Source organism: Paenisporosarcina sp. HGH0030, assembly GCF_000411295.1.
Lineage (GTDB): Bacteria > Bacillota > Bacilli > Bacillales_A > Planococcaceae > Paenisporosarcina.
This window is the reverse complement of sequence record NZ_KE150421.1, coordinates 1,198,496-1,221,447: the sequence shown is the minus strand read 5'-3', so window position 1 is coordinate 1,221,447 and position 22,952 is coordinate 1,198,496. Positions and strand designations below refer to the sequence as shown.

23 protein-coding genes and 1 other annotated feature are annotated in these 22,952 nt (G+C 41.9%); of the genes, 21 read left to right on the top strand and 2 right to left on the bottom strand.

The window, feature by feature from the left end:
* The first annotated feature begins 15 nt into the window (after positions 1 to 15).
* The 18 genes from HMPREF1210_RS06130 (at position 16) to pyrE (ending at position 19,415) form a co-directional block, all read left to right on the top strand.
* Complete coding sequence (locus HMPREF1210_RS06130; RefSeq protein WP_016427760.1) at positions 16 to 705, top strand: YggS family pyridoxal phosphate-dependent enzyme; 690 nt, start codon at positions 16 to 18, stop codon at positions 703 to 705.
* Positions 702 to 1,163, top strand: a complete 462-nt coding sequence (locus HMPREF1210_RS06125; protein WP_016427759.1) for a cell division protein SepF — start codon at positions 702 to 704, stop codon at positions 1,161 to 1,163. The genes HMPREF1210_RS06130 and HMPREF1210_RS06125 overlap by 4 nt, the downstream gene beginning before the upstream one ends.
* 20 nt (positions 1,164 to 1,183) lie before the next feature.
* Positions 1,184 to 1,444 carry a YggT family protein gene (locus tag HMPREF1210_RS06120; protein WP_016427758.1) on the top strand — a complete coding sequence of 87 codons (261 nt, stop codon included), beginning with the start codon at positions 1,184 to 1,186 and terminating at the stop codon, positions 1,442 to 1,444.
* Positions 1,445 to 1,498: 54 nt separating this feature from the next.
* Positions 1,499 to 2,287: an RNA-binding protein gene (locus HMPREF1210_RS06115; RefSeq protein WP_016427757.1), complete on the top strand. Its 789-nt coding sequence runs from the start codon at positions 1,499 to 1,501 to the stop codon at positions 2,285 to 2,287.
* A gap of 97 nt (positions 2,288 to 2,384) precedes the next feature.
* Positions 2,385 to 2,894: a DivIVA domain-containing protein gene (locus HMPREF1210_RS06110; protein WP_016427756.1), complete on the top strand. Its 510-nt coding sequence runs from the start codon at positions 2,385 to 2,387 to the stop codon at positions 2,892 to 2,894.
* Positions 2,895 to 3,015: 121 nt separating this feature from the next.
* Positions 3,016 to 3,239, top strand: a binding site (T-box leader).
* An 84-nt stretch (positions 3,240 to 3,323) separates the two neighbouring features.
* The gene (gene ileS, locus HMPREF1210_RS06105; RefSeq protein WP_016427755.1) at positions 3,324 to 6,086 is read left to right on the top strand and encodes an isoleucine--tRNA ligase; all 2,763 of its coding nucleotides are present in this window, start codon (positions 3,324 to 3,326) and stop codon (positions 6,084 to 6,086) included.
* 142 nt (positions 6,087 to 6,228) lie between these two features.
* Positions 6,229 to 6,714, top strand: coding sequence for a signal peptidase II (gene lspA / locus HMPREF1210_RS06100; protein ID WP_016427754.1), 486 nt, complete (start codon positions 6,229 to 6,231; stop codon positions 6,712 to 6,714).
* Positions 6,715 to 7,641, top strand: a complete 927-nt coding sequence (locus HMPREF1210_RS06095) for an RluA family pseudouridine synthase (protein ID WP_016427753.1) — start codon at positions 6,715 to 6,717, stop codon at positions 7,639 to 7,641.
* 290 nt (positions 7,642 to 7,931) lie between these two features.
* On the top strand, positions 7,932 to 8,471 hold the full coding sequence (gene pyrR, locus HMPREF1210_RS06090) for a bifunctional pyr operon transcriptional regulator/uracil phosphoribosyltransferase PyrR (RefSeq protein ID WP_016427752.1): 540 nt from the start codon (positions 7,932 to 7,934) through the stop codon (positions 8,469 to 8,471).
* A gap of 19 nt (positions 8,472 to 8,490) precedes the next feature.
* Complete coding sequence (locus HMPREF1210_RS06085; RefSeq protein WP_016427751.1) at positions 8,491 to 9,810, top strand: solute carrier family 23 protein; 1,320 nt, start codon at positions 8,491 to 8,493, stop codon at positions 9,808 to 9,810.
* Between the two features lie 139 nt (positions 9,811 to 9,949).
* Positions 9,950 to 10,828, top strand: a complete 879-nt coding sequence (locus HMPREF1210_RS06080) for an aspartate carbamoyltransferase catalytic subunit (protein ID WP_016427750.1) — start codon at positions 9,950 to 9,952, stop codon at positions 10,826 to 10,828.
* A complete protein-coding gene (locus HMPREF1210_RS06075; RefSeq protein ID WP_016427749.1) occupies positions 10,828 to 12,105 on the top strand; it encodes a dihydroorotase in 1,278 nt (425 codons plus the stop codon). The genes HMPREF1210_RS06080 and HMPREF1210_RS06075 overlap by 1 nt, the downstream gene beginning before the upstream one ends.
* On the top strand, positions 12,105 to 13,205 hold the full coding sequence (locus HMPREF1210_RS06070) for a carbamoyl phosphate synthase small subunit (protein ID WP_016427748.1): 1,101 nt from the start codon (positions 12,105 to 12,107) through the stop codon (positions 13,203 to 13,205). Before HMPREF1210_RS06075 ends, HMPREF1210_RS06070 begins: the two co-directional genes overlap by 1 nt.
* A complete protein-coding gene (gene carB, locus HMPREF1210_RS06065; RefSeq protein WP_016427747.1) occupies positions 13,198 to 16,395 on the top strand; it encodes a carbamoyl-phosphate synthase large subunit in 3,198 nt (1,065 codons plus the stop codon). The genes HMPREF1210_RS06070 and carB overlap by 8 nt, the downstream gene beginning before the upstream one ends.
* A complete protein-coding gene (locus tag HMPREF1210_RS06060; RefSeq protein WP_016427746.1) occupies positions 16,392 to 17,168 on the top strand; it encodes a dihydroorotate dehydrogenase electron transfer subunit in 777 nt (258 codons plus the stop codon). The genes carB and HMPREF1210_RS06060 overlap by 4 nt, the downstream gene beginning before the upstream one ends.
* Entirely contained in the window at positions 17,165 to 18,076 is a 912-nt protein-coding gene (locus tag HMPREF1210_RS06055) for a dihydroorotate dehydrogenase (RefSeq protein ID WP_016427745.1), read from the top strand. Before HMPREF1210_RS06060 ends, HMPREF1210_RS06055 begins: the two co-directional genes overlap by 4 nt.
* Positions 18,073 to 18,786, top strand: coding sequence for an orotidine-5'-phosphate decarboxylase (gene pyrF / locus HMPREF1210_RS06050; RefSeq protein ID WP_016427744.1), 714 nt, complete (start codon positions 18,073 to 18,075; stop codon positions 18,784 to 18,786). The genes HMPREF1210_RS06055 and pyrF overlap by 4 nt, the downstream gene beginning before the upstream one ends.
* Positions 18,783 to 19,415: an orotate phosphoribosyltransferase gene (pyrE, locus tag HMPREF1210_RS06045; protein ID WP_016427743.1), complete on the top strand. Its 633-nt coding sequence runs from the start codon at positions 18,783 to 18,785 to the stop codon at positions 19,413 to 19,415. The genes pyrF and pyrE overlap by 4 nt, the downstream gene beginning before the upstream one ends.
* 91 nt (positions 19,416 to 19,506) lie before the next feature.
* Here the strand turns inward: pyrE and HMPREF1210_RS06040 are convergent, their stop codons facing one another.
* On the bottom strand, positions 19,507 to 19,839 hold the full coding sequence (locus HMPREF1210_RS06040; RefSeq protein WP_016427742.1) for a hypothetical protein: 333 nt from the start codon (positions 19,837 to 19,839) through the stop codon (positions 19,507 to 19,509).
* A 126-nt stretch (positions 19,840 to 19,965) separates the two neighbouring features.
* A complete protein-coding gene (locus HMPREF1210_RS06035; protein WP_016427741.1) occupies positions 19,966 to 21,657 on the bottom strand; it encodes an NFACT family protein in 1,692 nt (563 codons plus the stop codon).
* A 113-nt stretch (positions 21,658 to 21,770) separates the two neighbouring features.
* Between HMPREF1210_RS06035 and HMPREF1210_RS06030 the strand changes: the two genes are divergently transcribed.
* The 3 genes from HMPREF1210_RS06030 to rpoZ are packed head-to-tail and all read left to right on the top strand — an operon-like array spanning position 21,771 to position 22,884.
* Complete coding sequence (locus tag HMPREF1210_RS06030; protein ID WP_016427740.1) at positions 21,771 to 22,022, top strand: DUF370 domain-containing protein; 252 nt, start codon at positions 21,771 to 21,773, stop codon at positions 22,020 to 22,022.
* A gap of 17 nt (positions 22,023 to 22,039) precedes the next feature.
* The gene (gene gmk, locus HMPREF1210_RS06025; protein WP_016427739.1) at positions 22,040 to 22,660 is read left to right on the top strand and encodes a guanylate kinase; all 621 of its coding nucleotides are present in this window, start codon (positions 22,040 to 22,042) and stop codon (positions 22,658 to 22,660) included.
* On the top strand, positions 22,660 to 22,884 hold the full coding sequence (rpoZ, locus tag HMPREF1210_RS06020; RefSeq protein ID WP_016427738.1) for a DNA-directed RNA polymerase subunit omega: 225 nt from the start codon (positions 22,660 to 22,662) through the stop codon (positions 22,882 to 22,884). Before gmk ends, rpoZ begins: the two co-directional genes overlap by 1 nt.
* Positions 22,885 to 22,952 lie beyond the last annotated feature (68 nt).

The following is a 22,952-nucleotide window of genomic DNA, read 5'->3' as shown; positions in this document are numbered from 1 at the left end:
TAGGAACTTCTAAAAATGCCAATACAGCGTAAACTTCAACAAATACAACAGCAAATCAGTCAGGCATGTGCCCGTGCCAATCGTTCTATCAACGATGTTCATATTATAGCAGTCACTAAATCTGTTACTGTAGAGAGAACGCAGGAAGCCCTATATGCAGGACTTAATCATCTTGGAGAAAATCGTCCGGAGGGTTTGCTGGCAAAACAAGCTGAAATTGACACGCCCGCAATCTGGCATTATATCGGCTCATTACAAACACGCAAAGTTAAGCAAGTCATAAACAATGTTCAGGTTTTGCACTCATTGGATCGAATGAGCCTAGCTGACGAAATTCAAAAAAGGGTAACCCAAAAGATTGATTGCTTTGTTCAGGTCAATGTTTCCGGTGAACAAGCTAAGCATGGCATTGAATTGAGGGATGTTCATTCATTCATTGAATCTTTAAGTGACCATCATCAAATACGCATCATTGGATTAATGACTATGGCACCAAATACGTCTGATGAACAAGTGATTCGCAATGTCTTTAAATCTCTCAAGGACATGCAAATGAATATAGCCAGCAAAGGCTATGTACATGCACCTTGTACAGAATTATCTATGGGCATGTCGAATGATTTTGAAATCGCAATAGAAGAAGGCGCCACATACGTCCGAATCGGTACAGCACTAGTCGGAGATGAAAGTGAGGATCTTACATGAGTATGAAAAATAAATTCAAAAACTTTTTTTACTTAGATGAAGAAGAAGAAATTCCAACAACGAATGAACGCAGAAAAGAGTCTCAGCCAATGCCTCAACCGACTGTTCGCAAAACGACAAAGGAAAGAAGAGTTGTGCAAGCAGAGTCAAATACAACGCCAAACATTGTGAGCCTCCAAAACTTACAAAAATCTTCAAAAGTAATCTTGGTGGAACCACGGGTGTATGCTGAAGCACAAGATATTTCGGAGCATTTGAAAAACAAACGTGCAGTTGTGGTCAATTTACAACGTATCGATAAAGATCAGGGAATTCGGATTGTGGATTTTTTAAGTGGAACCGTGTATGCTTTAGGCGGAGATATTCAGCGAATTGGCACCGATATTTTCTTGTGTGCACCCGATACCGTTGAAGTGGCTGGAGCCATTTCCGACTACTTTTATGATGACATACAATAATTGAGGTGTAATTAGTTCTTATGGATTTTGTAATTTATATACTTAATGAAGCAATTTATGTGTATTCAATTTTACTGATCATCTATATTTTCATGTCTTGGGTACCAAGTGTGAAAGAATCGAGTATCGGTCGGATGTTTGAAAAAATATGCGAACCGTACTTAGAAGTGTTCAGACGCTTTATCCCACCTTTTGGAATGATTGATGTATCGCCAATTGTGGCTATACTTGTTTTAAACCTCGCACGTGGAGGATTGGCAACTTTAAGTGGACTTGTCTAACAGATTGCCTCACTTTCGTGGGGCTTTTTTTGACCATTGAAAGGAAGAGCAAAGATGGAACAAGTTTTGCAACATTTCCGTAAAGACGAACAATCATTTATCGAACAAGTCAGCGGATGGCTTAGGGAGACACAGGATCGCTATGCGCCAAAGTTGACTGATTTTTTAGATCCAAGACAGCAATTTATCGTACATGCCCTTATCGGTCAGAATGGAGATGTGTTAACGACGGCTTTTGGTGAATTTCCGGAAGCTGAAAGAAAACGTATGCTTATTTCCCCTTCATATTTCGCTGCGACTGATGATGACTATGACATCACAATGTTTTCGATTAAATACCCTTCGAAATTCATCAACATTGAGCACCCCGATGTTTTAGGCTCCCTTATGTCATTAGGATTGGATCGATCAAAATTCGGAGATATTCGCGTTGACGACAATCGAATTGAATTTGCGGTAGCTTCGGAAGTTGCAGATTTTGTGCGGATGCATCTTACCTCCATTGGCAAAGCCAAAGTTCATGTTGAAGAACTGCAACCTGATCATTCCTATTTAGAAAACCAGGATGTTTGGGTGGAGGAAACGCATACGGTAAGCTCAATGCGAATTGATACCATCATCGCTTCTCTATTTAATGTTTCCAGACAGAAAGCATCGCTGTTGGTTCATGGCGGAAAAGTGAAAGTGAACTGGACTGTTCGCGAACAACCATCATTCGAACTGCATGAATCCGATTTGCTATCTATTAGGGGCTATGGGAGAATTCGGATTGGCATGATTGAAGGACGTACAAAGAAAGACAAAATACGACTACAAATAGGGCGAATCGAACAAAATTCGTGAAATATATTCAAGAAAATTCGAATTATTGATGTCATCAACCACAATGAACGGTATAATAGTGGGAAATGATGCAGTAAGTAAAGGGGAGATTTTTGAAATGCCGCTATCACCACTAGATATTCATAACAAAGAGTTTGGTCGGGGGTTCCGAGGCTATAATGAAGATGAAGTCAACGAATTTTTGGACCAAGTGATTAAAGATTTCGAACTTCTAATCAAAGATAAAAAAGAATTGGAAGAGAAATTGAAGTCGTCAAGTGAGCGAGTTGGCCATTTCACAACTATTGAAATGACACTTCAGAAGTCAATCGTGGTTGCACAAGAAGCTGCAGAAGAAGTACGTCGAAACTCTCAAAAAGAAGCAAAGTTAATTGTTAAAGAAGCTGAGAAAAATGCGGACCGTATCGTAAATGAAGCGTTGACGAAAGCTCGCCGCATTGCCCTCGAGATCGAAGATTTGAAAAAGCAATCAAAAGTTTTCCGTAATCGTTTCAAAATGTTGGTGGAAGCACAACTTGATTTAATTAACACTGATGATTGGGATCACTTGATGCAATATGAAGTGGACACAACTCAGCTGGAAAGAATGGATTCAAAAGAAGACTAAGCACAGCTTGACGATTATGGAATCATTCCCTATAATATCTACATATTATAAGAAAAGCGAAGAACGTCTATATAGCAGGCGTTTGTAGCTAGACATAGTGAAACTATACACATTATTTTATATTAATACGCTGAAAGAGACAGTAGTTTGAAAGCACAGAAAAGCGATCCGGGGATGGTGGAAGCCCGGACAGGCGGCAATCAAATGAAAATCACTCTTGAGTAAAATCGCTGAACTTGATTTTGTAAGTGATTTCGGATTCACACCGTTAACGTGATCTAAGCTGGCAACTTCTTCATGTTGCAATTAGGGTGGTACCGCGAGTTATAACTTCTCGTCCCTTCATTGGGATGAGGAGTTTTTTTGTTTAGTTTAAGTTGATTGTCCCTGCAAGCATTGCGCTTGTCACATTAAAAGGAGGTTTTTTAATTGGAATATAAAAATACGTTATTGATGCCAAAAACTGAGTTCCCAATGCGCGGTGGTTTACCTACACGTGAACCGGCGATGCAAGAAAAATGGAATGAAATGAAACTTTATGAAAAAGTACTGGAGCGTACCAAAGACCGCCCGAGTTTCATTTTACATGACGGTCCTCCATATGCGAACGGCGATATTCACATGGGTCATGCTATGAACAAAGTGCTTAAAGACATGATTGTACGACACAAATCTATGACTGGTTATTATGCACCGTATGTTCCTGGTTGGGATACGCACGGTCTTCCGATTGAGCAAGCTTTAACGAATAAAGGTGTCAATCGCAAAGAAATGACTGTAGCAGAGTTCCGGAACTTGTGTGAAACATATGCTTATGAACAAATTGACCGTCAACGTGAACAATTTAAACGTCTTGGTGTGCAAGGTGATTGGGAAAATCCATATGTGACATTGAAACCAGCGTATGAATCCCGTCAAATTGAAGTGTTCGGTGAAATGGCACGTAAAGGCTATATCTATAAAGGTTTAAAACCAGTTTATTGGTCTCCATCAAGTGAATCTGCTTTAGCAGAAGCTGAAATCGAATACCAGGACAAAAAATCTCCTTCTATCTACGTAAGTTTTGAAGTGACAGATGGTAAAGGCGTAGTTGCTGAAGGTACTAAAATTATTATTTGGACGACTACACCTTGGACAATTCCAGCTAATCTTGGAATTTCAGTCAATCCGGAATTCGACTATGTAATTGTGGAAGTTGCATCAACGCGCTACCTTGTAGCAAAAGCATTACTGGAGACTGTGGTAACTGCGCTTGAATGGGATTCTTATGAGATTGTTCAGACATTAAAAGGTGAACAAATGGATCGCATGGTAGCCAAACACCCTTTATATGATCGTGATTCGCTTGTAATGCTCGGGGACCATGTAACGGACGAGGGCGGTACTGGATGTGTTCATACAGCTCCTGGACACGGGGAAGAAGACTTCCAAGTTGGTAAAGCGTATGGACTTGAAGTACTTTCACCGATCGATGACCGTGGCGTATTGACTGCTGAAGCACCTGGCTTCGAAGGGTTATTCTATGATAAAGCCAATAAAGTTATCACAGAAGCTTTGGATGCTGCTGGTGCATTAGAAAAACTTACATTCTTTACACACTCGGCACCTCATGACTGGCGCACTAAAAAGCCGGTTATTTTCCGTGCAACAGCTCAGTGGTTTGCTTCAGTTGAAGCATTCCGCGACCAATTATTAAAAGCAATTAAGGATACATCATTCACTCCAGCATGGGGTGAGACTCGTCTCTTCAACATGGTCCGTGACCGTGGAGACTGGTGTATCTCACGACAACGTGTATGGGGTGTTCCAATCCCTGTCTTCTATGCGGAAGATGGAGAACCAATTTTAACAGAAGAAACGATTGCCCATGTTTCAAAAATGTTCCGTGAACACGGTTCAACGGTGTGGTTCGAACGTGAAGCGAAAGACTTGCTTCCAGAAGGATTCACACACCCAAATAGTCCAAACGGCCGCTTCACAAAAGAAACGGATATTATGGATGTTTGGTTTGATTCAGGATCTTCTCACCAAGCTGTACTTGATGAGCGTGAAGATCTTTCGTATCCTGCTGACTTATATTTGGAGGGATCGGATCAATATCGTGGATGGTTTAATTCCTCGTTAACGACAAGTGTTGCCATCAGCGGCCACGCTCCGTACAAAGGATTATTGAGTCATGGTTTCACACTTGATGGAGAAGGGCGCAAGATGAGTAAGTCGATCGGAAACGTAATCGACCCTGCTAAAGTCATGAATCAACTAGGTGCTGACATTCTTCGTCTATGGGTAGCATCTGTCGATTACACTGCAGACGTTCGCGTAACGGACTCGAATTTCAAGCAAGTTGCTGAAGTTTACCGTAAAATCCGTAATACCTTCCGTTTCCTTCATGGGAATGTATCGGACTTCAATCCACAGACCGATCGCGTTGCTTATGAAGATTTACGTGAAGTAGATCAATACATGTTCATGAAACTGCAAGATTTGATCGAAACTGTTCGCAAAGCTTATGACAAGTATGACTTCCCAAGCGTTTACCATGCTGTAAACAATTTTGTATCGTCTGATTTGAGCTCATTCTACTTGGATATTGCAAAAGATGTTGTTTATATCGAAGGTGAAGACAATTCACATCGTCGTGCGATGCAAACTGTCATGTACGATACTTTGATCGCATTGTTGAAAGTGACAACACCAATTTTACCGCATACGACGGATGAGCTATGGGTCTTCATGACACAAGAAACAGAAGAAAGTGTACAACTGACTGACTTCCCTGAAGCGACAACTCATGATTCATTTGCAGGTTTACGTACGAAGTATCAACAATTGATGCTGGTGCGTGACGATGTATTGAAAGCTTTGGAAGAAGCGCGTAATGCGAAAGTTATCGGTAAGTCACTTGAAGCAAAAGTTACGCTTTATGTGAAAAAAGAATTAGTGGAAGCATTTGATGCAAGCAAAGTGGACTTTGCACAATTCTTTATCGTGTCGGACTTTACACTTGCAGGTTCAAAAGAAGATGCACCAGCGGATGCTTTAAACCTTGAAGTTTCTTCTGTTGTCGTTACTAAAGCACAAGGTGAAAAATGTGAACGATGCTGGACGATTTCTTCCAAGGTGGGAGAAAACGAAAAACATCCAACATTATGTCCACGATGTGCAGATGTAGTAGAAAAATATTACGTATAAAATATAGGAGGAGCTGGCTTTCGAACATAGCCGGACAAAGTAATCCTCCATTTGAAAGAGCTGCCCTTTTCGGGCAGCTCTTTCTGTCTGTTCATGTTATGTGTTAAACTAGCTAAGATACTTGCGTAACGGAGGAACATACGTGTACATTTTTTATTTAGTAGCAATTGCCGTTGTGGCGATTGATCAATGGACAAAATGGTTAGTTGTAAAAAATATGGAGATAGGTGAACGAATTGTCTTAATGGACCCTACATTTGCTTTACTTTCCCATCGCAATCGTGGAGCGGCGTGGGGAATGTTGGAAGGGCAGATGTGGCTATTTACAATCGTCACCATCGTCGTGGTCATTGGTATTTTGTATTACTTTCATAAAGAAGCAAAAGGAAAGCCATACTTTCAATTAAGTTTGATGGTTTTACTTGGTGGTACTCTTGGGAATTTTATTGATCGTGTGTTCCGTGGTGAAGTAGTGGATTTTGCTGACGTTCTTATCCCGGTCATTAATTATGAATTCCCGATTTTTAACGTTGCTGATGCAGCATTAACCATCGGCGTGATTATGCTCATCATCGTATTGTATTTTGAAGAAAAAGCAGAAAAAGCTGCAAAGAGAAAAGGTGAATAGATGGAAGATTTTACGTATAAGATTTCAGAACAACAAAAAGGTGAACGAATCGATAAAGCATTGGCAACACTTGAAGCGGATTGGTCTCGCAGTCAAATTCAAATTTGGCTGAAAGACGGAGCGGTTCTGGTCAACGGCGAATCAGCAAAATCGAATTACAAAGTAAAACCAAATGATGTTATTAATGTTACTGTACCGGATGCAGAAATTCTGGATATCGAAGCAGAAGACTTAAACCTTGAAATCGTTTATGAAGATGAAGATGTTTTAGTGGTGAATAAACCACGCGGCATGGTCGTACATCCTGCTCCTGGCCATACTTCAGGGACACTTGTAAATGGTTTGATGCATCAAGTGAAGGATTTGTCGGGTATTAATGGTGTTATGCGTCCAGGAATTGTACACCGTATCGATAAAGATACTTCAGGCTTATTAATGGTTGCAAAAAATGATAAAGCGCATGAATCATTAGTAGATCAATTGGTGAAAAAGACAGTTACTCGAAAATATACAGCTTTAGTCCATGGGCATATTCCACATGACAAAGGAACTGTTGATGCACCAATCGGACGTGATGCACGTGATCGTCAAAGCATGGCTGTCATTGATAAAGGTAAACATGCCGTAACGCATTTCCGTGTTTTGGAACGCTTTGGCAACTTCACATTGGTTGAGTGCCGTCTGGAAACAGGCCGTACACATCAGATTCGTGTGCATATGAAATACATTGGTTTCCCGCTTGCAGGTGACCCTAAGTATGGACCGAAAAAAACGATTGATTTTGACGGTCAAGCGTTGCATGCCGGGGTTCTAGGTTTCATTCATCCTCGTACGGAAGAGTACTTGGAATTTGAAGCGCCGTTGCCTGCAGTGTTCCAGGCTTTGCTAGAAGAAATGAAATCAGATGTTGACAGCAAAGAAAAGTAAATCTATACTTATAAAAAGTGTAGAGCGTAATTCAAAGCTCATACTCGAAATTCCTAAACAATACAAAATTTAATAGAACACCTTTAAAAACAGTCCAGAGAGGCTGAGAAGGTAACAGTGAACGTATATAAACACATGCTGTGTGTTACTATACGCCTAATTTTCTGCATTCACACCCTCTCATCCATTTTCGGACGAGAGGGTTTTTATTTTGAAAAAAATAATGACTAGCTACAAGCGGCAGCCCGAGAAAGACGCTTTACGCTTTTCTAATTAAAGGAGAATCTGCAATGGTTGAAAAAGCGAATATTTTGGATGAACAAGCAATTAACCGTGCTTTGACACGGATTGCTCATGAAATTATTGAACGCAACAAAGGAATAGAGAATTGCATTCTCGTCGGCATCAAAACTAGAGGCGCTTATTTGGCGAATCGGCTGGCTGCCAAAATTGAAAAAATTGAAGGAAAGTCAATCAAAGCAGGCGAGCTGGATATTACATTATACAGAGACGACCTATCCATGAAAACTGAAAACAAAGAGCCACTCGTTCAACAAGTGGATATTCAACATGTTGTGACCAACCAGAAAGTTATTTTGGTTGATGATGTATTGTATACTGGCCGAACAGTAAGAGCCGCAATGGATGCGGTCATGGATTTGGGAAGACCATCACAAATTCAATTGGCAGTCTTAATCGATCGGGGTCATCGGGAATTGCCAGTACGCGCAGACTATGTCGGGAAAAATATCCCGACGGCAAGCTTGGAAAGAATCGTGGTCCGTTTGCAGGAAACAGATCATGAAGACAGTGTGACAATTTACGAATAGATGATTGGAGGAGAATGGGATGGCAAACACACAAACAGTTTTGGACATACATGATAGGCCGTCTGCAGGTAAGCTGACAACACTAAGTATCCAACATATGTTCGCCATGTTTGGGGCGACAATACTGGTTCCACAATTGGTTGGTCTAAGTCCAGCGATTGCGTTATTGACTAGCGGTATTGCGACACTGATCTTTATGTTCGTAACGAAATTTCAAGTTCCAGCTTATCTAGGTTCTTCATTTGCCTTCATCTTACCGATTCAAATGGCTACAAAAGAAGGTGGAATCGGAAGTGCCATGGTTGGCAGTCTATTCGTCGCAATCGTCTACTTTATCGTGTCTTTGATAATTTGGAAAACAGGCTATAAATGGATTATGAAAATTTTACCGCCAATCGTGGTTGCGCCCGTGATCATAGTTATCGGCTTGGCATTATCTCCTGTTGCCATCGATATGGCGATGAACATCGATCCGGATTTGGACGGAATAAAAGAATACAGCATGTTGCACTTCTCTGCTGCTTTGGTGACATTGGCTGCAGCCGTTGTCGCGACATTGTTCTTCAGAGGAATCATCAGCTTAATGCCGGTTCTAATCGGAATCATCGTTGGTTACGTGTACTCCTTGATTATCGGTATTGTCAACTTCGAACCAGTAACAAAAGCAAACTGGTTGTCAGCTCCTGAATTCCTGATTCCCGGAGTTCACTATGAATTTATCATCACACCGACATTGCTTTGGTTGATGGTACCAATCGCGATTGTGACCATTTCAGAACATATCGGTCATCAATTGGTTTTAGGGAAAATCGTAAACCGCAATTACATAAAAGAGCCAGGACTTCATCGTTCATTGCTCGGTGACGGTCTTGGTACTTTCATCAGCGGTCTGTTGGGAGGACCTCCGAAAACAACCTACGGTGAAAACATCGGAGTGCTAGCGATTACCCGAGTATACAGCGTGTATGTCATTGGGGGAGCGGCTATTCTTGCTATCGTCTTTTCATTCTTCGGCAAAGTCATGGCACTCATTGCAACGATTCCAACTCCAGTGCTTGGCGGAATTTCGATTTTGCTCTTCGGGATTATTGCGTCCTCAGGCCTGCGTATGTTGGTTGATAACAAGATTGATTTTGGAGACAAGCGTAACTTGGTCATTTCATCCATCATCCTGGTAATCGGGATTGGAGGAGCGAAATTACATTTCACCGAAACGTTTGAAGTCGGTGGAATGGCATTGGCTGCCTTGGTGGGTGTTCTACTAAACTTAGTCCTACCAGGTAGACCGCAAGAAGCCATCGATTCATTAGATGATAAATCAAATACAACATCCTTTTAATACCTAGTCCAGAGAGGCAGGAAAAGGGAAACCAACTGGTAGAGTTCCGTGACAACATGGATCTTTGCTTGAAGGTACCCCTACAGCCTCTCAACACTTGTTGAGAGGTTTTCTTTTAGAAATACGGGAGGCTATAAAAGTGAAGCATCTATTAAGCATGAAAGACCTAAACAATACGGACATACAAACGATATTAAGTCGTGCATCACAATTTCAACAGCAAGTTTCCGCTGATTGGACTAAACAATACACGGTAGCGAATTTATTTTTTGAACCGAGTACACGAACAAAAATGAGTTTTGAGATGGCAGAGCGGAAACTCGGACTGCACGTACTACCATTCGAAGCGGGAACATCGAGCACGCTAAAAGGTGAAACTTTATACGACACAGTAAAAACATTAGAAGCAATCGGTGTGGATGCAGTGGTCATAAGGCATGAACAAGATGGTTTCTATGAAGGGCTACTAGATGGAGTCAACGTAGCGATCATCAATGGTGGAGATGGCTCGGGTCAGCACCCTACTCAATGTTTGCTTGATCTTTTTACCATCCAACAAGAGTTTGGAAAGTTTGAAGGGCTACAAATAGCAATCGTTGGGGATATTGGACATAGTCGGGTAGCCAAATCGAATGCGGAAGCGCTGACAAGATTAGGTGCTCATGTCACGTTCCTTTGTCCCCCTGAATGGCAAGGCAACTTCGATGCAGCAAACACATGGGACAACATACTACCGAGTGCGGATGTAGTGATGCTTTTACGAGTGCAACATGAGCGGCACGATACCCAGTCTGATTTTTCAAAGGAAAGATATCATCAAACATATGGTTTGACTCAATCACGTTATGAAAAATTGAAGCCGACGGCCATCATCATGCATCCTGCGCCAATTAACCGGGATGTGGAAATAGCAGACGAGCTAGTGGAAAGTGAAAAATCACGCATATTTAAACAAATGCATAACGGTGTGTTCATACGCATGGCCATACTGGAATCCGTTTTGAAGGGGAGATCATGATGAAAAAATTCATACAAAACATTAAATTGCTCAATGACAATAACGAATTGATGGAGGGATCCATCCTGATCGACAATGGACGTATTATAGAAGTGAATCCTAAAGCAACACCAGAAGCGGATGAAATCATAGACGGCAAAGGACATTTCGTTTCTGCAGGATTCATCGATGTCCATGTCCACTTACGCGAGCCGGGTGGCGAGCAAAAAGAAACGATTCAAACGGGTACACATGCCGCGGCAAAAGGCGGTTTCACTACCATTTGCGCAATGCCAAATACTAGACCAGTACCGGATACGGTAGAAAATCTGAGTCATGTCAACCGTCTGATTGAAGAGAATGCAGTGATTCGCGTACTGCCTTATGCCTCGATTACGATTCGAGAAGCCGGGAAAGAACGAACAGATTTGGCTGCCTTGAAAGAACATGGTGCATTTGCTTTTACGGATGATGGAGTAGGTGTACAACAGGCTGGCATGATGTTTGAAGCAATGAAGGACGCAGCGAAGCTGAATATGCCGATTGTTGCCCATTGCGAAGACAATACATTGATTTACGCAGGCGTCATGCACGAAGGGACGAAAAATAAAGAATTGGGTCTTAAAGGGATTCCATCCATCGCGGAATCTGTGCATATTGCGAGAGATATTTTACTAGCTGAAGCAGCAGGGGCACACTATCATGTTTGCCACGTAAGTACGAAAGAATCTGTCCGAGTAATCAGAGATGCCAAAAAGGCTGGGGTTCGAGTAACTGCTGAAGTCAGTCCACACCACCTACTATTATGTGAAGACGACATTCCAGGAAACGATGGGAACTGGAAAATGAATCCACCACTGCGAGCTAAAGAAGATTTGCAAGCTTTAATCAAAGGATTGGAAGATGGGACACTTGATTTTATCGCCACAGATCATGCCCCTCATACAGAACAGGAAAAAGGCAACGGCATGGAACAAGCACCATTTGGAATCGTCGGATTGGAAACAGCTTTCCCGTTGCTGTATACCCATTTTGTGAAAAGTGGAAAATGGACGTTAGCTCAATTGGTTGAATGGATGACGAGAAAACCGGCAGATGTTTTCGGACTGCCTTATGGTCGTCTGCATATGGGCGAATCAGCGGACTTAGTATTCATAGACTTGTCGAGAGAACAAAATATTGAAACTGCAACATTTGTGTCAAAAGGAAAAAATACACCGTTCCAAAATTGGACATGTACTGGTTGGCCGGTTATGACGATGTTTGAAGGTAATGTAATTTGGCAGGAGGAGAAATAATGATGAAAAGAAGCCTCATTTTAGAAACTGGAGATGTGTTTAATGGAACTGCATTCGGAAGTTTGAATGCCAGTGAAGGAGAAGTCGTTTTCACGACGGGTATGACAGGCTACCAGGAGACTCTATCGGACCCATCTTACTGCGGTCAAATTGTTACGATGACTTATCCATTGATCGGCAATTACGGAATAAATCGAGATGATTTTGAATCAATCGAACCGGCAATCAAAGGAATGGTTGTCCGTGAACTGGCAAACACACCATCCAACTTCAGAAGCGATGCGACACTCAATGACTTGTTCGTAGTGAAAAACATTCCCGGCATTGAAGGAGTGGATACACGTAAACTGACGCGAATTATTCGTGAATTTGGTTCGGTAAAAGGCCATATCAGTGAAGCGGGTGCTGATATACAAGTGGAAGAAGTAGTCGCACGATTAAAGAATACGACATTCCCGACGGATCAAGTGAAACAAGTGTCAACGAAACGTCCTTATCCAAGTCCTGGACGAGGTAAGCGTGTAGTACTCGTCGATTTCGGAATGAAACATGGGATTTTACGTGAACTGAACAAACGGGACTGTGATGTGGTCGTTGTACCGTATAACACAACTGCTGAAGAAATCATGGCAATTTATCCCGACGGCATTATGCTTTCAAATGGCCCTGGAGATCCAAAAGACGTTCCAGAAGCAATCACGATGATACAGAATTTAATCGGGAAGATTCCGATATTCGGAATTTGCCTCGGTCATCAACTCTTTGCCCTTGCAAGTGGCGGAGATACATTCAAACTGAAATTTGGACACCGTGGAGCAAATCATCCAGTAAAAGATTTGGAGTCTGGCAAAACGGAAATGACTTCCCAAAACCATGGCTATGCAGTGGATCCTGAATCACTGAAAGAAACGCGTTTGAAAGTTACGCACACTGCCTTGAATGACGGCACAGTGGAAGGCTTAAAACATTTGGATGCTGCCGCTTTTACAGTGCAATACCATCCTGAAGCATCACCTGGACCAGAAGATTCCAATCACTTATTTGATCGATTCATCGAATTAATGAACGCCAATGTGAAAGGGGAAAAAAAACATGCCTAAACGTAAAGATATAGAAACCATTCTCGTCATCGGATCCGGTCCGATTGTCATCGGTCAAGCAGCTGAATTTGACTATGCTGGAACACAAGCTTGTCTAGCTTTAAAAGAAGAAGGCTATCGTGTCATTCTCATCAACTCAAATCCAGCAACTATCATGACTGATACTGAAATTGCGGACAAAGTCTATATCGAACCGATTACATTGGATTTCGTAAGTCGAATTTTACGCAAAGAACGTCCAGATGCCCTTCTACCTACTTTAGGTGGACAAACTGGCTTGAACATGGCGATTGAATTGGACGAATCAGGAATTCTGCAAGAGTTGAACATTGAAATACTAGGCACGAAATTGGAAGCTATTCATAAAGCGGAAGATCGTGATTTATTCCGTACACTGATGAACGACTTGAACGAACCCGTTCCAGAAAGTGACATCATTCATAACATGCAGGAAGCCGAGGCATTCGTTAAACGAATCGGTTACCCTGTCATCGTCCGTCCTGCATTTACGCTTGGGGGAACTGGTGGAGGAATATGCCACAACGACGAAGAGCTTCTTGAAACAGTGACGAGTGGTCTGAAATACAGTCCTGTTACTCAGTGTCTACTTGAAAAATCAATCGCTGGCTTCAAAGAAGTAGAATACGAGGTTATGAGAGACTCCAATGACAATGCCATCGTAGTCTGTAACATGGAAAACGTTGACCCGGTAGGTATTCATACAGGAGATTCCATCGTCGTTGCGCCAAGTCAGACTTTATCAGACCGTGAGTATCAAATGTTGCGCAATGTCTCCCTTAAAATTATCCGCGCATTAAAAATCGAAGGTGGCTGTAATGTTCAATTAGCACTGGATCCATACAGCTTCAACTACTACATCATTGAAGTGAATCCAAGGGTAAGCCGTTCGTCTGCACTGGCTTCAAAAGCGACAGGTTACCCAATCGCCAAACTGGCTGCTAAAATTGCTGTCGGTTTGACACTGGATGAAATGATGAATCCGGTTACCGGCAAAACTTATGCATGCTTTGAGCCTGCGCTCGATTATGTCGTTACTAAAATTCCGCGCTGGCCATTTGATAAATTCGAATCGGCTAAACGAAATTTAGGTACACAAATGAAAGCAACAGGAGAAGTAATGGCGATGGGAAGAACGTTCGAGGAATCTATTCTGAAAGCCGTGCGTTCACTTGAGACAGGTCAATTCCATTTAGATCTGAAAAACGCGGATGCCATGTCAGATGAATGGATTGAAAAACGTATCCGACGTGCAGGTGATGAACGACTGTTCTTCATCGGGGAAGCTTTAAGACGAGGAGTCACGATTGACACCATACATGAGTGGAGTCAAATCGATTTATTCTTCCTCAATAAATTTCAAAATATCGTGAAGTACGAAGAAGTGGTTTCTAGCCATCCGTTTGATTTCGAAGTGGCGAAAAAGGCGAAGCGCATGGGGTTTGCAGATGCGACGCTAGCAGCATTATGGAATAGCGATGAATTGACTATCTACAACTGGAGAAAAGAAATGAACTTGATTCCAGTCTTTAAAATGGTGGATACATGTGCGGCAGAATTTGAATCGGAAACACCTTATTTCTACGGAACATACGAAGATGAAAATGAATCAATCAAGACAGATAAAGAAAGTGTCATCGTGCTTGGTTCAGGACCAATCCGAATCGGTCAAGGTGTCGAGTTTGACTATGCAACCGTACATTCTGTATGGGCAATCAAAGAAGCAGGTTATGAAGCCATCATTATCAATAGCAACCCAGAAACAGTATCAACGGATTTCTCCATCTCGGACAAGCTTTATTTTGAACCTTTAACAATTGAAGATGTCATGCACATAGTGGATCTGGAACAACCAAAAGGCGTTGTCGTTCAGTTCGGAGGACAAACAGCCATCAACTTAGCGGATAAACTGCAGGAACGTGGTGTTCAAATCCTGGGAACTTCTTTGGAAGATCTGGACCGTGCAGAAAATCGCGATAAATTTGAACGTGCACTGCATGAAATCGGTATCCCACAACCAATGGGCAAGACAGCTGTTTCATCAGAACAAGCAGTGGCAATCGGCAATGAAATCGGCTATCCGGTACTAGTTCGTCCTTCATACGTCTTAGGCGGACGTGCTATGCAAATTGTTTACAATCAAGAAGAACTTGCTCATTACATGGAGCATGCAGTTCAGGCAAGTCCGGAACATCCAGTATTGGTCGACCGTTATTTAACTGGTACCGAAATTGAAGTCGATGCCATCTCAGACGGAGAAAATGTATGCATTCCAGGAATTATGGAACATATCGAACGAGCGGGTGTTCACTCGGGTGACTCGATTGCAGTCTATCCACCACAGAATTTAACGTGCGAACAAGTGAATACGCTCGTGGATTACACGACTCGACTTGCAAAAGGCCTGAACATCATTGGTTTACTGAATATCCAATATGTTATCTCTAAAGGCGAAGTTTATGTGATTGAAGTGAATCCACGTTCAAGCCGAACGGTTCCTTTCCTAAGTAAGATTACGAATATTCCAATGGCGAAGATTGCGACAAAAGCAATTTTGGGACAATCGCTCCCTTCTCAAGGAATTGCAAATGGACTTGCGCCTTCACCTAGAGGTGTTTTCGTGAAAGTGCCAGTATTCAGCTTTGCGAAACTGCGCCGAGTGGATATTACATTGGGACCTGAAATGAAATCGACCGGGGAAGTCATGGGGAAAGATATCACGCTTGAAAAAGCACTTTATAAAGGCTTAGTGGCTGCAGGAATGGAAATCAAAGATCACGGTTCAGTATTGATGACAATCGCCGACAAGGATAAAGAAGAAGCAGTATCGATTGCGAATCGCTTCACGTCGATCGGTTACAGAATTCTTGCTACTGAAGGAACGGCAAATGCCTTAAAAGAAGCGGGAATACCGGTTACAACAGTTAATAAAATTGGCAGTGAAGGTCCAACTTTACTGGACTACATCCAAAAAGGAGATGCCCAGTTCGTCATTAACACGTTAACAAAAGGTAAATTGCCAGAGAGTGATGGGTTCCGAATCCGACGTGAGTCTGTAGAAAATGGAATTCCTTGCTTAACGTCGCTGGACACAGCAGAAGCGATGTTACGAGTCATTGAATCGATGACATTCCAAGCCGAGGAGATGCCGACACAGGGGGTTTTTGGATGATTAAACAAGAGCGCATGCGCATCGTCAAACATAAAGAGATCGCTCAAAATATTTTCGAAATGACGGTGAGTGGCCAACTTGTACAGGACATGACAAGTCCGGGTCAATTTGTTCACATCCGTGTTTCGGATAGCTATGAGCCTTTGCTCCGCAGACCAATCAGCATTGCGTCAATTGACCGAGATGTGTCGGAGTTCACAATGATTTATCGTGCTGAAGGCCGAGGAACTTCATTGCTCGCGCTTAAAATGGTTGGAGAAGAAATAGATGTTTTGGGACCTCTTGGCAACGGCTTTCCCGTTGAGGAAGCAACACCCGGTGAAACAGTTGTGTTGATTGGAGGGGGAATCGGTGTTCCTCCTTTATATGAACTATCTAAAAGACTTGTTGATAAAGGTGTCAAACCGATTCATGTACTTGGCTTCCAGTCAAAAGAAGCTGTCTTTTACGAAGATTTCTTCCGAGAACTTGGTGAAACGCATATTGTTACAGTAGATGGATCACACGGTCAACAAGGATTTGTCACGACGGTGCTATCTGAATTACAACCCGAATTTTCATCATACTTCACGTGTGGTCCAACTGGAATGCTTGCGGCAATTCAGAATATGTATCCGGATCGAAAAGGGTTTCTATCGTTTGAAGAACGCATGGGTTGCGGACTTGGAGCTTGTTTCGCTTGTGTCTGCAAAACCACTGATCAAACAGAAGTGGACTATGTAAAAGTGTGCTCGGATGGTCCAGTATTTCCTGCAGGGGTGGTGTCCGTATGAATCGATTAGCGATAGAATTACCAGGATTATCATTGAAAAATCCAATTATGCCAGCTTCCGGGTGTTTCGGATTTGGCAAAGAATATGCTCGGTTGTATGACTTATCAAAACTTGGATCGATTATGATCAAAGCAACGACACTTGAGACGCGTTTAGGAAATCCTACACCACGTGTTGCAGAAACTTCATCTGGAATGCTGAATGCAATTGGACTTCAAAATCCAGGTCTGGAAAAAGTGATTGCTGAAGAGCTGAAGTGGCTGGAGCAATATGATGTGCCGATCATTGCAAATGTTGCCGGCACGTTGACGGAAGATTATGTGGAAGTTGCGAAACATATATCAAAAGCAAAAAATGTCCATGCTTTGGAATTGAATATTTCTTGTCCGAACGTAAAATGCGGAGGCATTACATTTGGAACCGATCCGTCGGTTGCTGCAGAACTGACTGCCGCCGTAAAAGAAGTTTCGGAAGTTCCTGTTTATGTAAAATTATCCCCGAACGTAACCGATATAGGTGAAATTGCTCGAGCAGTTGAAGCTGGAGGGGCTGATGGCATAACGATGATTAATACGCTCATTGGAATGCGACTGGATACAAGAACAGGGAGACCTGTCATTGCCAACGGGACTGGAGGCTTATCGGGTCCTGCAGTCAAACCGGTAGCTTTGCGTATGGTGTATGAAGTTGCCAAACAAGTGTCTATTCCGATCATCGGAATGGGGGGCGTTGCGACGGTTGACGATGTCATTGATTTCATGTCGGCAGGCGCAAGTGCCGTAGCTGTAGGAACAGCAAACTTCGTTGATCCATTTGTTTGTCCGACGATCATTGATCAATTACCTGAGAAACTCGATTGGTTAGGTCTGAATCATATCTCAGAATTAGTGGGGAGGAGTCACCGATGAACAATCAAAACCCTATAATAGCGCTTGATTTTTCAACAAAAAATGAGGTCATCCACTTTTTGAAGCCGTTCGATGATAAACTGTTTGTCAAAGTTGGCATGGAACTTTATTTACAAGAAGGACCATCGATCGTAACGGACTTAAAAGGAATGGGACACGACGTTTTCCTGGATTTGAAACTGCACGATATTCCGAATACAGTCAAATCCGCCATGCGCGGTCTTGCTAAGCTTGGTGCAGATATGGTGAACGTCCATGCAGCAGGTGGGTTGCAAATGATGGAGAGTGCATTAGAAGGACTAGAAGCGGGAACTGCAACAGGAAAACAACGACCATTACTTATCGGGGTTACACAATTGACCTCAACAAGCGAACAGCAAATGATAAATGAACAGAAAATCAATTTAACTTTACAGGAATCTGTTCGGCATTATGCAAGCCTTTCAAAACAGGCAGGTCTCGATGGAGTCGTTTGTTCGGTATTGGAAGCGGCAGACATTAAACGAGTTTGCGGGGATGACTTCTTGCGAGTAACACCGGGAATACGATTGACGGATGGTTCAGAACATGACCAAATTCGTATCGCGACACCTGATGTGGCATGTAAAGAAGGTTCTTCCTTGATTGTAGTAGGCCGAGCCATCACTCAATCGGAAAATCCAGTAGAGACATATCATTTGGTGAAACAACAATGGGAGGTTTTACAATGAAAAGTCAGCAACATGAAATAGCAGGAGCATTATTGTCGATAGGTGCTGTGGAATTACGACCTCAAGATCCATTTACATGGACTTCTGGAATATCTTCACCAATTTATTGTGACAACCGTTTGACCATGTCGAGTCCAACTGTACGTAAACAAATTGCCGAAGCTTTAGCGGCAAATATCCGTGAGTTTTTCCCACAAACAGAAGTAGTAGCTGGGACGGCGACAGCGGGCATTCCACACGCTGCGTGGGTAAGTGATGCCCTTAATTTGCCTATGGTCTATGTTCGTTCAAAAGCAAAAGAGCATGGACGTGGCAATCAAATTGAAGGAAAAATTGTACCTGGCCAAAAAGTGATTGTCGTTGAAGATTTGATTTCGACAGGTGGTAGCAGCATCGAGGCCGTTCGTGCGCTGGAACAGCAAGGTTGCGAAGTTCTGGGTGTGGTGTGTATTTTTACTTATCATTTAAAACGAGCGGACGAATTATTTGAAGAAGCAGGAATTCCATATGTCAGCTTAACAAACTTTGATGCATTAATCGAAGAGGCAACACTTGCGAAGCAAATCGCTGACGATGACAAACCTAAGCTGATGGAGTGGCACGAAAAACTGAAATATGGGAAGCTATAAAGACGGACTGAATTTCAGTTACATATAAATAAATCCATCAAAAAATAGGATGCCAGTGCACTTGTTGCACACAGGCATCCTATTTTTAATCTTACATATCTTTTCTGACTTCTGAAATAATTGAATTCCCATCAGTAATGATTATATACATCATTAATAACGCTAATATGACGAATAAGATCCCCAAAGTAAAATAAACAATTTTTATTAAAACATTGGCCACTTTCAGAGGGAAAATCATTTTGAGAAGAATGACAAAAAACCCGAAAATGAAAATTGTATTGAGAAAACGAAGTTTACTATTCTTCTCTAAAGTTTGTTCTAGTTCCTCAACAAATTTACCATTTATCATATGAATCCCTGTTCTTGCAAAGTTAATAGCAAGCAAGGGGGCCATTATATAAAAAAATATTGTTAGAAACATGAGTACTTCCCACTTTCACTGGTTCCAATTTACCGTTCTTATCATACACTATAGAATGGTGTTTTTTGCTTTTAAAAGTTATCAGAAAAAGCCATCCAACAATTTGTTGGATGGCTTTCGTGTATCTTATTTTCGAAGGTTCCTCACTAAATCTTCACTTGGTGTCACAAAAACCGTCTTTTGTTCAAAATAAATAACGAATCCGGGTTTTGAGCCATTCGGTTTTTTTACATGGCGTACTTCTGTATAATCCACCGGCACGGAAGAAGAGTCACGTGCTTTACTGAAATAAGCTGCCAGTCTCGCTGCTTCCAAAATCGACGTTTCATCCGGTTCATTGTCATGAATGACGACATGGGATCCAGGAATATCTTTTGTATGGAACCAAGTTTGTGATTTATTAGCGATTTTAAATGTTAAATAATCATTTTGCTTGTTATTTTTTCCTACCGAAATTGGCAATCCTGTAGAGGATACGAAATTTTCAGGTGTTGGTTTCACGACTTTCTTTTTCTTTTTCGAAATGCGGGCTTTCATCCAGCCTTGTTCGGCAAGTTCTTCGCGAATCTCTTCAATATCCTGTGGAGATGCTTGCATGACTTGTTGTTGCAGCATTTCCAAATAATCGATATCGTCTTTGGTTTTATCCATTTGTTGTTGCGTTTTCAATAAAGCGGTTTTGGCTTTGTTGTATTTTGTGAAAAAACTTTGTGCATTTTCAACCGGCGTTTTTCTAAGGCTCAATGGGATGGTGATGACGGCATTCTCTTCATCGTAATAATTTATCACTTGAGCTTCGGTCATTCCTTTTTCGAGCGTATAGAGGTTGGCCATCAAAAGTTCGCCATGGAGTTGGAACGTTTCCAGTTTTTCTGCGTTTGATTTTTCTTTCGCGAGTTTCTTCATTTTTAATTTCAACTTGTCGAGTTCATTTTGCAACCAGCGTTCCAAATCGCCTGCTTGCTGTTTTACTCGATCACGTTCTGCGCGTGCAAAGTACACTTTATCTAGCAATAAACCAAGCGAATCATAGTGTACTTGGTTGCCTTCGATGTGTGAAAGATCAACACTTGAGAAAATGGCTTTATTGCCACTTTCCACATACGTACCTTTAGGTTGAGCATTATCAAATTCATCGAGGAATTTGCGATACACTTCATATTTGGATTCGTTGCTGTCAGCTAGACGATAAGCAAGTTCTTTTGCCTGCAGTGGAGAAAAGCCAGCAAGCTGAGACAGAACGGCTTTGGAAACATCGTCTGTATCCAGCAATTCGTTCAACAATGATTCGTCCACTTCATATGGGTTCACTTTATCTTGTTTCGGTGGTGCGATATGTGGTTGACCTGGCAAAATCGTTCTATAGCTGTTCACAGAAGGCGATAGATGTTTTAAACTGTCCAAAATTAGATTTCGTTCAGGATCCACCAAAATGACATTGCTGTGTCGGCCCATGATTTCGATATGGAGTTCCCGTACCATGTCGTCCCCAATTTCATTTTTACTTTCTACACGCAAAATAATCACGCGATCCATTTCAAGTTGGGAAATGGATGAAATGAATCCACCTTCCAGATGTTTTCGTAATAACATGCAAAACATTGGTGGTTCTGAAGGGTTATCAATCGCTTCATTCGTAACATGAATGCGTGAGTAGGAAGGGTGGATGGAAATAAGTAAGCGGCTGTTTTTTCCGGCCGCACGGATATGCAACACAATTTCTTGTGAGTTAGGTTGGTGTATTTTCGAAATTCTTCCGGATACCAATTGTTGAAGTTCGTGCGTCATTGCTTTTGTAAATAAGCCATCAAATGCCATAAGTATTCCTCTTTCAAAACGTTTTGCTCTATCTTATCATTTTACAAGGGAAATGTGATATAATTGCCTAAGTGTGTAACAAAGAAAGTTGAAGCTCTTTAGGAGGAACGACTGTGCCAACTCTTAAGTTTATTAATATCGGAAACGGTAGTGTGGTCGCAGTTGAACGAATCATCTCCATCTTGCAGCCTGAATCTGCGCCGATTAAGCGTCTCGTTCAAGAGGCAAGGGACAAAGGGTTTTTGATTGACGCAACTTATGGTAAAAAAACCCGCGCGATATTTGTTATGGATAGTGAACATGTGGTTTTATCTGCAGTCCATGCTGAAACCATGGTGACACGTGTGATAGATCAAGCCGAATAGATAAAAAGAGGGATTGAATGCGAAAAGAACGTGGATTATTAATCGTCCTTTCAGGGCCATCAGGTGTCGGGAAAGGTACTGTGCGAAAAGAATTGTTTTCACAGCCTGACACAAATTATGAATATTCGATTTCAATGACGACAAGAAAGCCGCGTGAAGGCGAAGTCGATGGTGTCGATTATTTTTTTAAATCCCACGAGGATTTTGAACAACTAATCGGAGAAGGCCGTTTATTAGAATACGCTTCTTATGTTGGGAACTATTATGGAACTCCGTTAGATTATGTAAACGAGACATTGGATGCCGGTCGGGATGTATTTCTGGAAATTGAAGTGCAAGGTGCATCGCAAGTTCGCGATAAAGTACCAGACGGCTTATTTATTTTCCTGGCTCCACCAAGTTTAACGGAACTGCAACAACGTCTGGTAGGTCGTGGAACAGAAACAGAAGATGTGATTGCTTCACGAATTTTAGCAGCACGACAAGAACTTGAAATGATGAACTTGTACGATTATGTCGTCGAAAATGACGAAGTGCAATTGGCTTGCGATCGTGTAAATGCCATTGTCACTGCCGAACATTGCCGTCGGGAACGCGTTGAAAAAAGATACCTAGCTATGCTGGAAGGGGAATATTAATGTTATATCCATCAGTTGATTCATTAAAAAGCAAAATCGATTCAAAATACTCACTAGTGAGTTTGGCTTCAAAACGTGCTCGCCAATTACAAGAAGAAGGCGGAGAGCGTCTTGAGTCGTATGTGTCCTTGAAGTATGTAGGCAGAGCATTGGAAGAAGTGGCATCAGGCGCTTTAACAAAAGAAGTTCAAGACGAAGCAACTATTTACGAAGACGAAATTTAAAAAATAGTATTTACCCAAAAAACTCCCTAAGACAGTCAGATGCTTTGGGAGTTTGTTGTTTGAGAAAG

Coding starts and splice junctions, on each gene's coding strand:
- HMPREF1210_RS06130 (WP_016427760.1), top strand. CDS start 16: ATGCCAATACAGCGTAAACTTCAACAAATACAACAGCAAATCAGTCAG.
- HMPREF1210_RS06125 (WP_016427759.1), top strand. CDS start 702: ATGAGTATGAAAAATAAATTCAAAAACTTTTTTTACTTAGATGAAGAA.
- HMPREF1210_RS06120 (WP_016427758.1), top strand. CDS start 1,184: ATGGATTTTGTAATTTATATACTTAATGAAGCAATTTATGTGTATTCA.
- HMPREF1210_RS06115 (WP_016427757.1), top strand. CDS start 1,499: ATGGAACAAGTTTTGCAACATTTCCGTAAAGACGAACAATCATTTATC.
- HMPREF1210_RS06110 (WP_016427756.1), top strand. CDS start 2,385: ATGCCGCTATCACCACTAGATATTCATAACAAAGAGTTTGGTCGGGGG.
- HMPREF1210_RS06095 (WP_016427753.1), top strand. CDS start 6,715: ATGGAAGATTTTACGTATAAGATTTCAGAACAACAAAAAGGTGAACGA.
- pyrR (WP_016427752.1), top strand. CDS start 7,932: ATGGTTGAAAAAGCGAATATTTTGGATGAACAAGCAATTAACCGTGCT.
- HMPREF1210_RS06085 (WP_016427751.1), top strand. CDS start 8,491: ATGGCAAACACACAAACAGTTTTGGACATACATGATAGGCCGTCTGCA.
- HMPREF1210_RS06075 (WP_016427749.1), top strand. CDS start 10,828: ATGAAAAAATTCATACAAAACATTAAATTGCTCAATGACAATAACGAA.
- HMPREF1210_RS06070 (WP_016427748.1), top strand. CDS start 12,105: ATGATGAAAAGAAGCCTCATTTTAGAAACTGGAGATGTGTTTAATGGA.
- carB (WP_016427747.1), top strand. CDS start 13,198: ATGCCTAAACGTAAAGATATAGAAACCATTCTCGTCATCGGATCCGGT.
- HMPREF1210_RS06060 (WP_016427746.1), top strand. CDS start 16,392: ATGATTAAACAAGAGCGCATGCGCATCGTCAAACATAAAGAGATCGCT.
- HMPREF1210_RS06055 (WP_016427745.1), top strand. CDS start 17,165: ATGAATCGATTAGCGATAGAATTACCAGGATTATCATTGAAAAATCCA.
- pyrF (WP_016427744.1), top strand. CDS start 18,073: ATGAACAATCAAAACCCTATAATAGCGCTTGATTTTTCAACAAAAAAT.
- pyrE (WP_016427743.1), top strand. CDS start 18,783: ATGAAAAGTCAGCAACATGAAATAGCAGGAGCATTATTGTCGATAGGT.
- HMPREF1210_RS06040 (WP_016427742.1), bottom strand. CDS start 19,839: ATGTTTCTAACAATATTTTTTTATATAATGGCCCCCTTGCTTGCTATT.
- HMPREF1210_RS06035 (WP_016427741.1), bottom strand. CDS start 21,657: ATGGCATTTGATGGCTTATTTACAAAAGCAATGACGCACGAACTTCAA.
- gmk (WP_016427739.1), top strand. CDS start 22,040: ATGCGAAAAGAACGTGGATTATTAATCGTCCTTTCAGGGCCATCAGGT.
- rpoZ (WP_016427738.1), top strand. CDS start 22,660: ATGTTATATCCATCAGTTGATTCATTAAAAAGCAAAATCGATTCAAAA.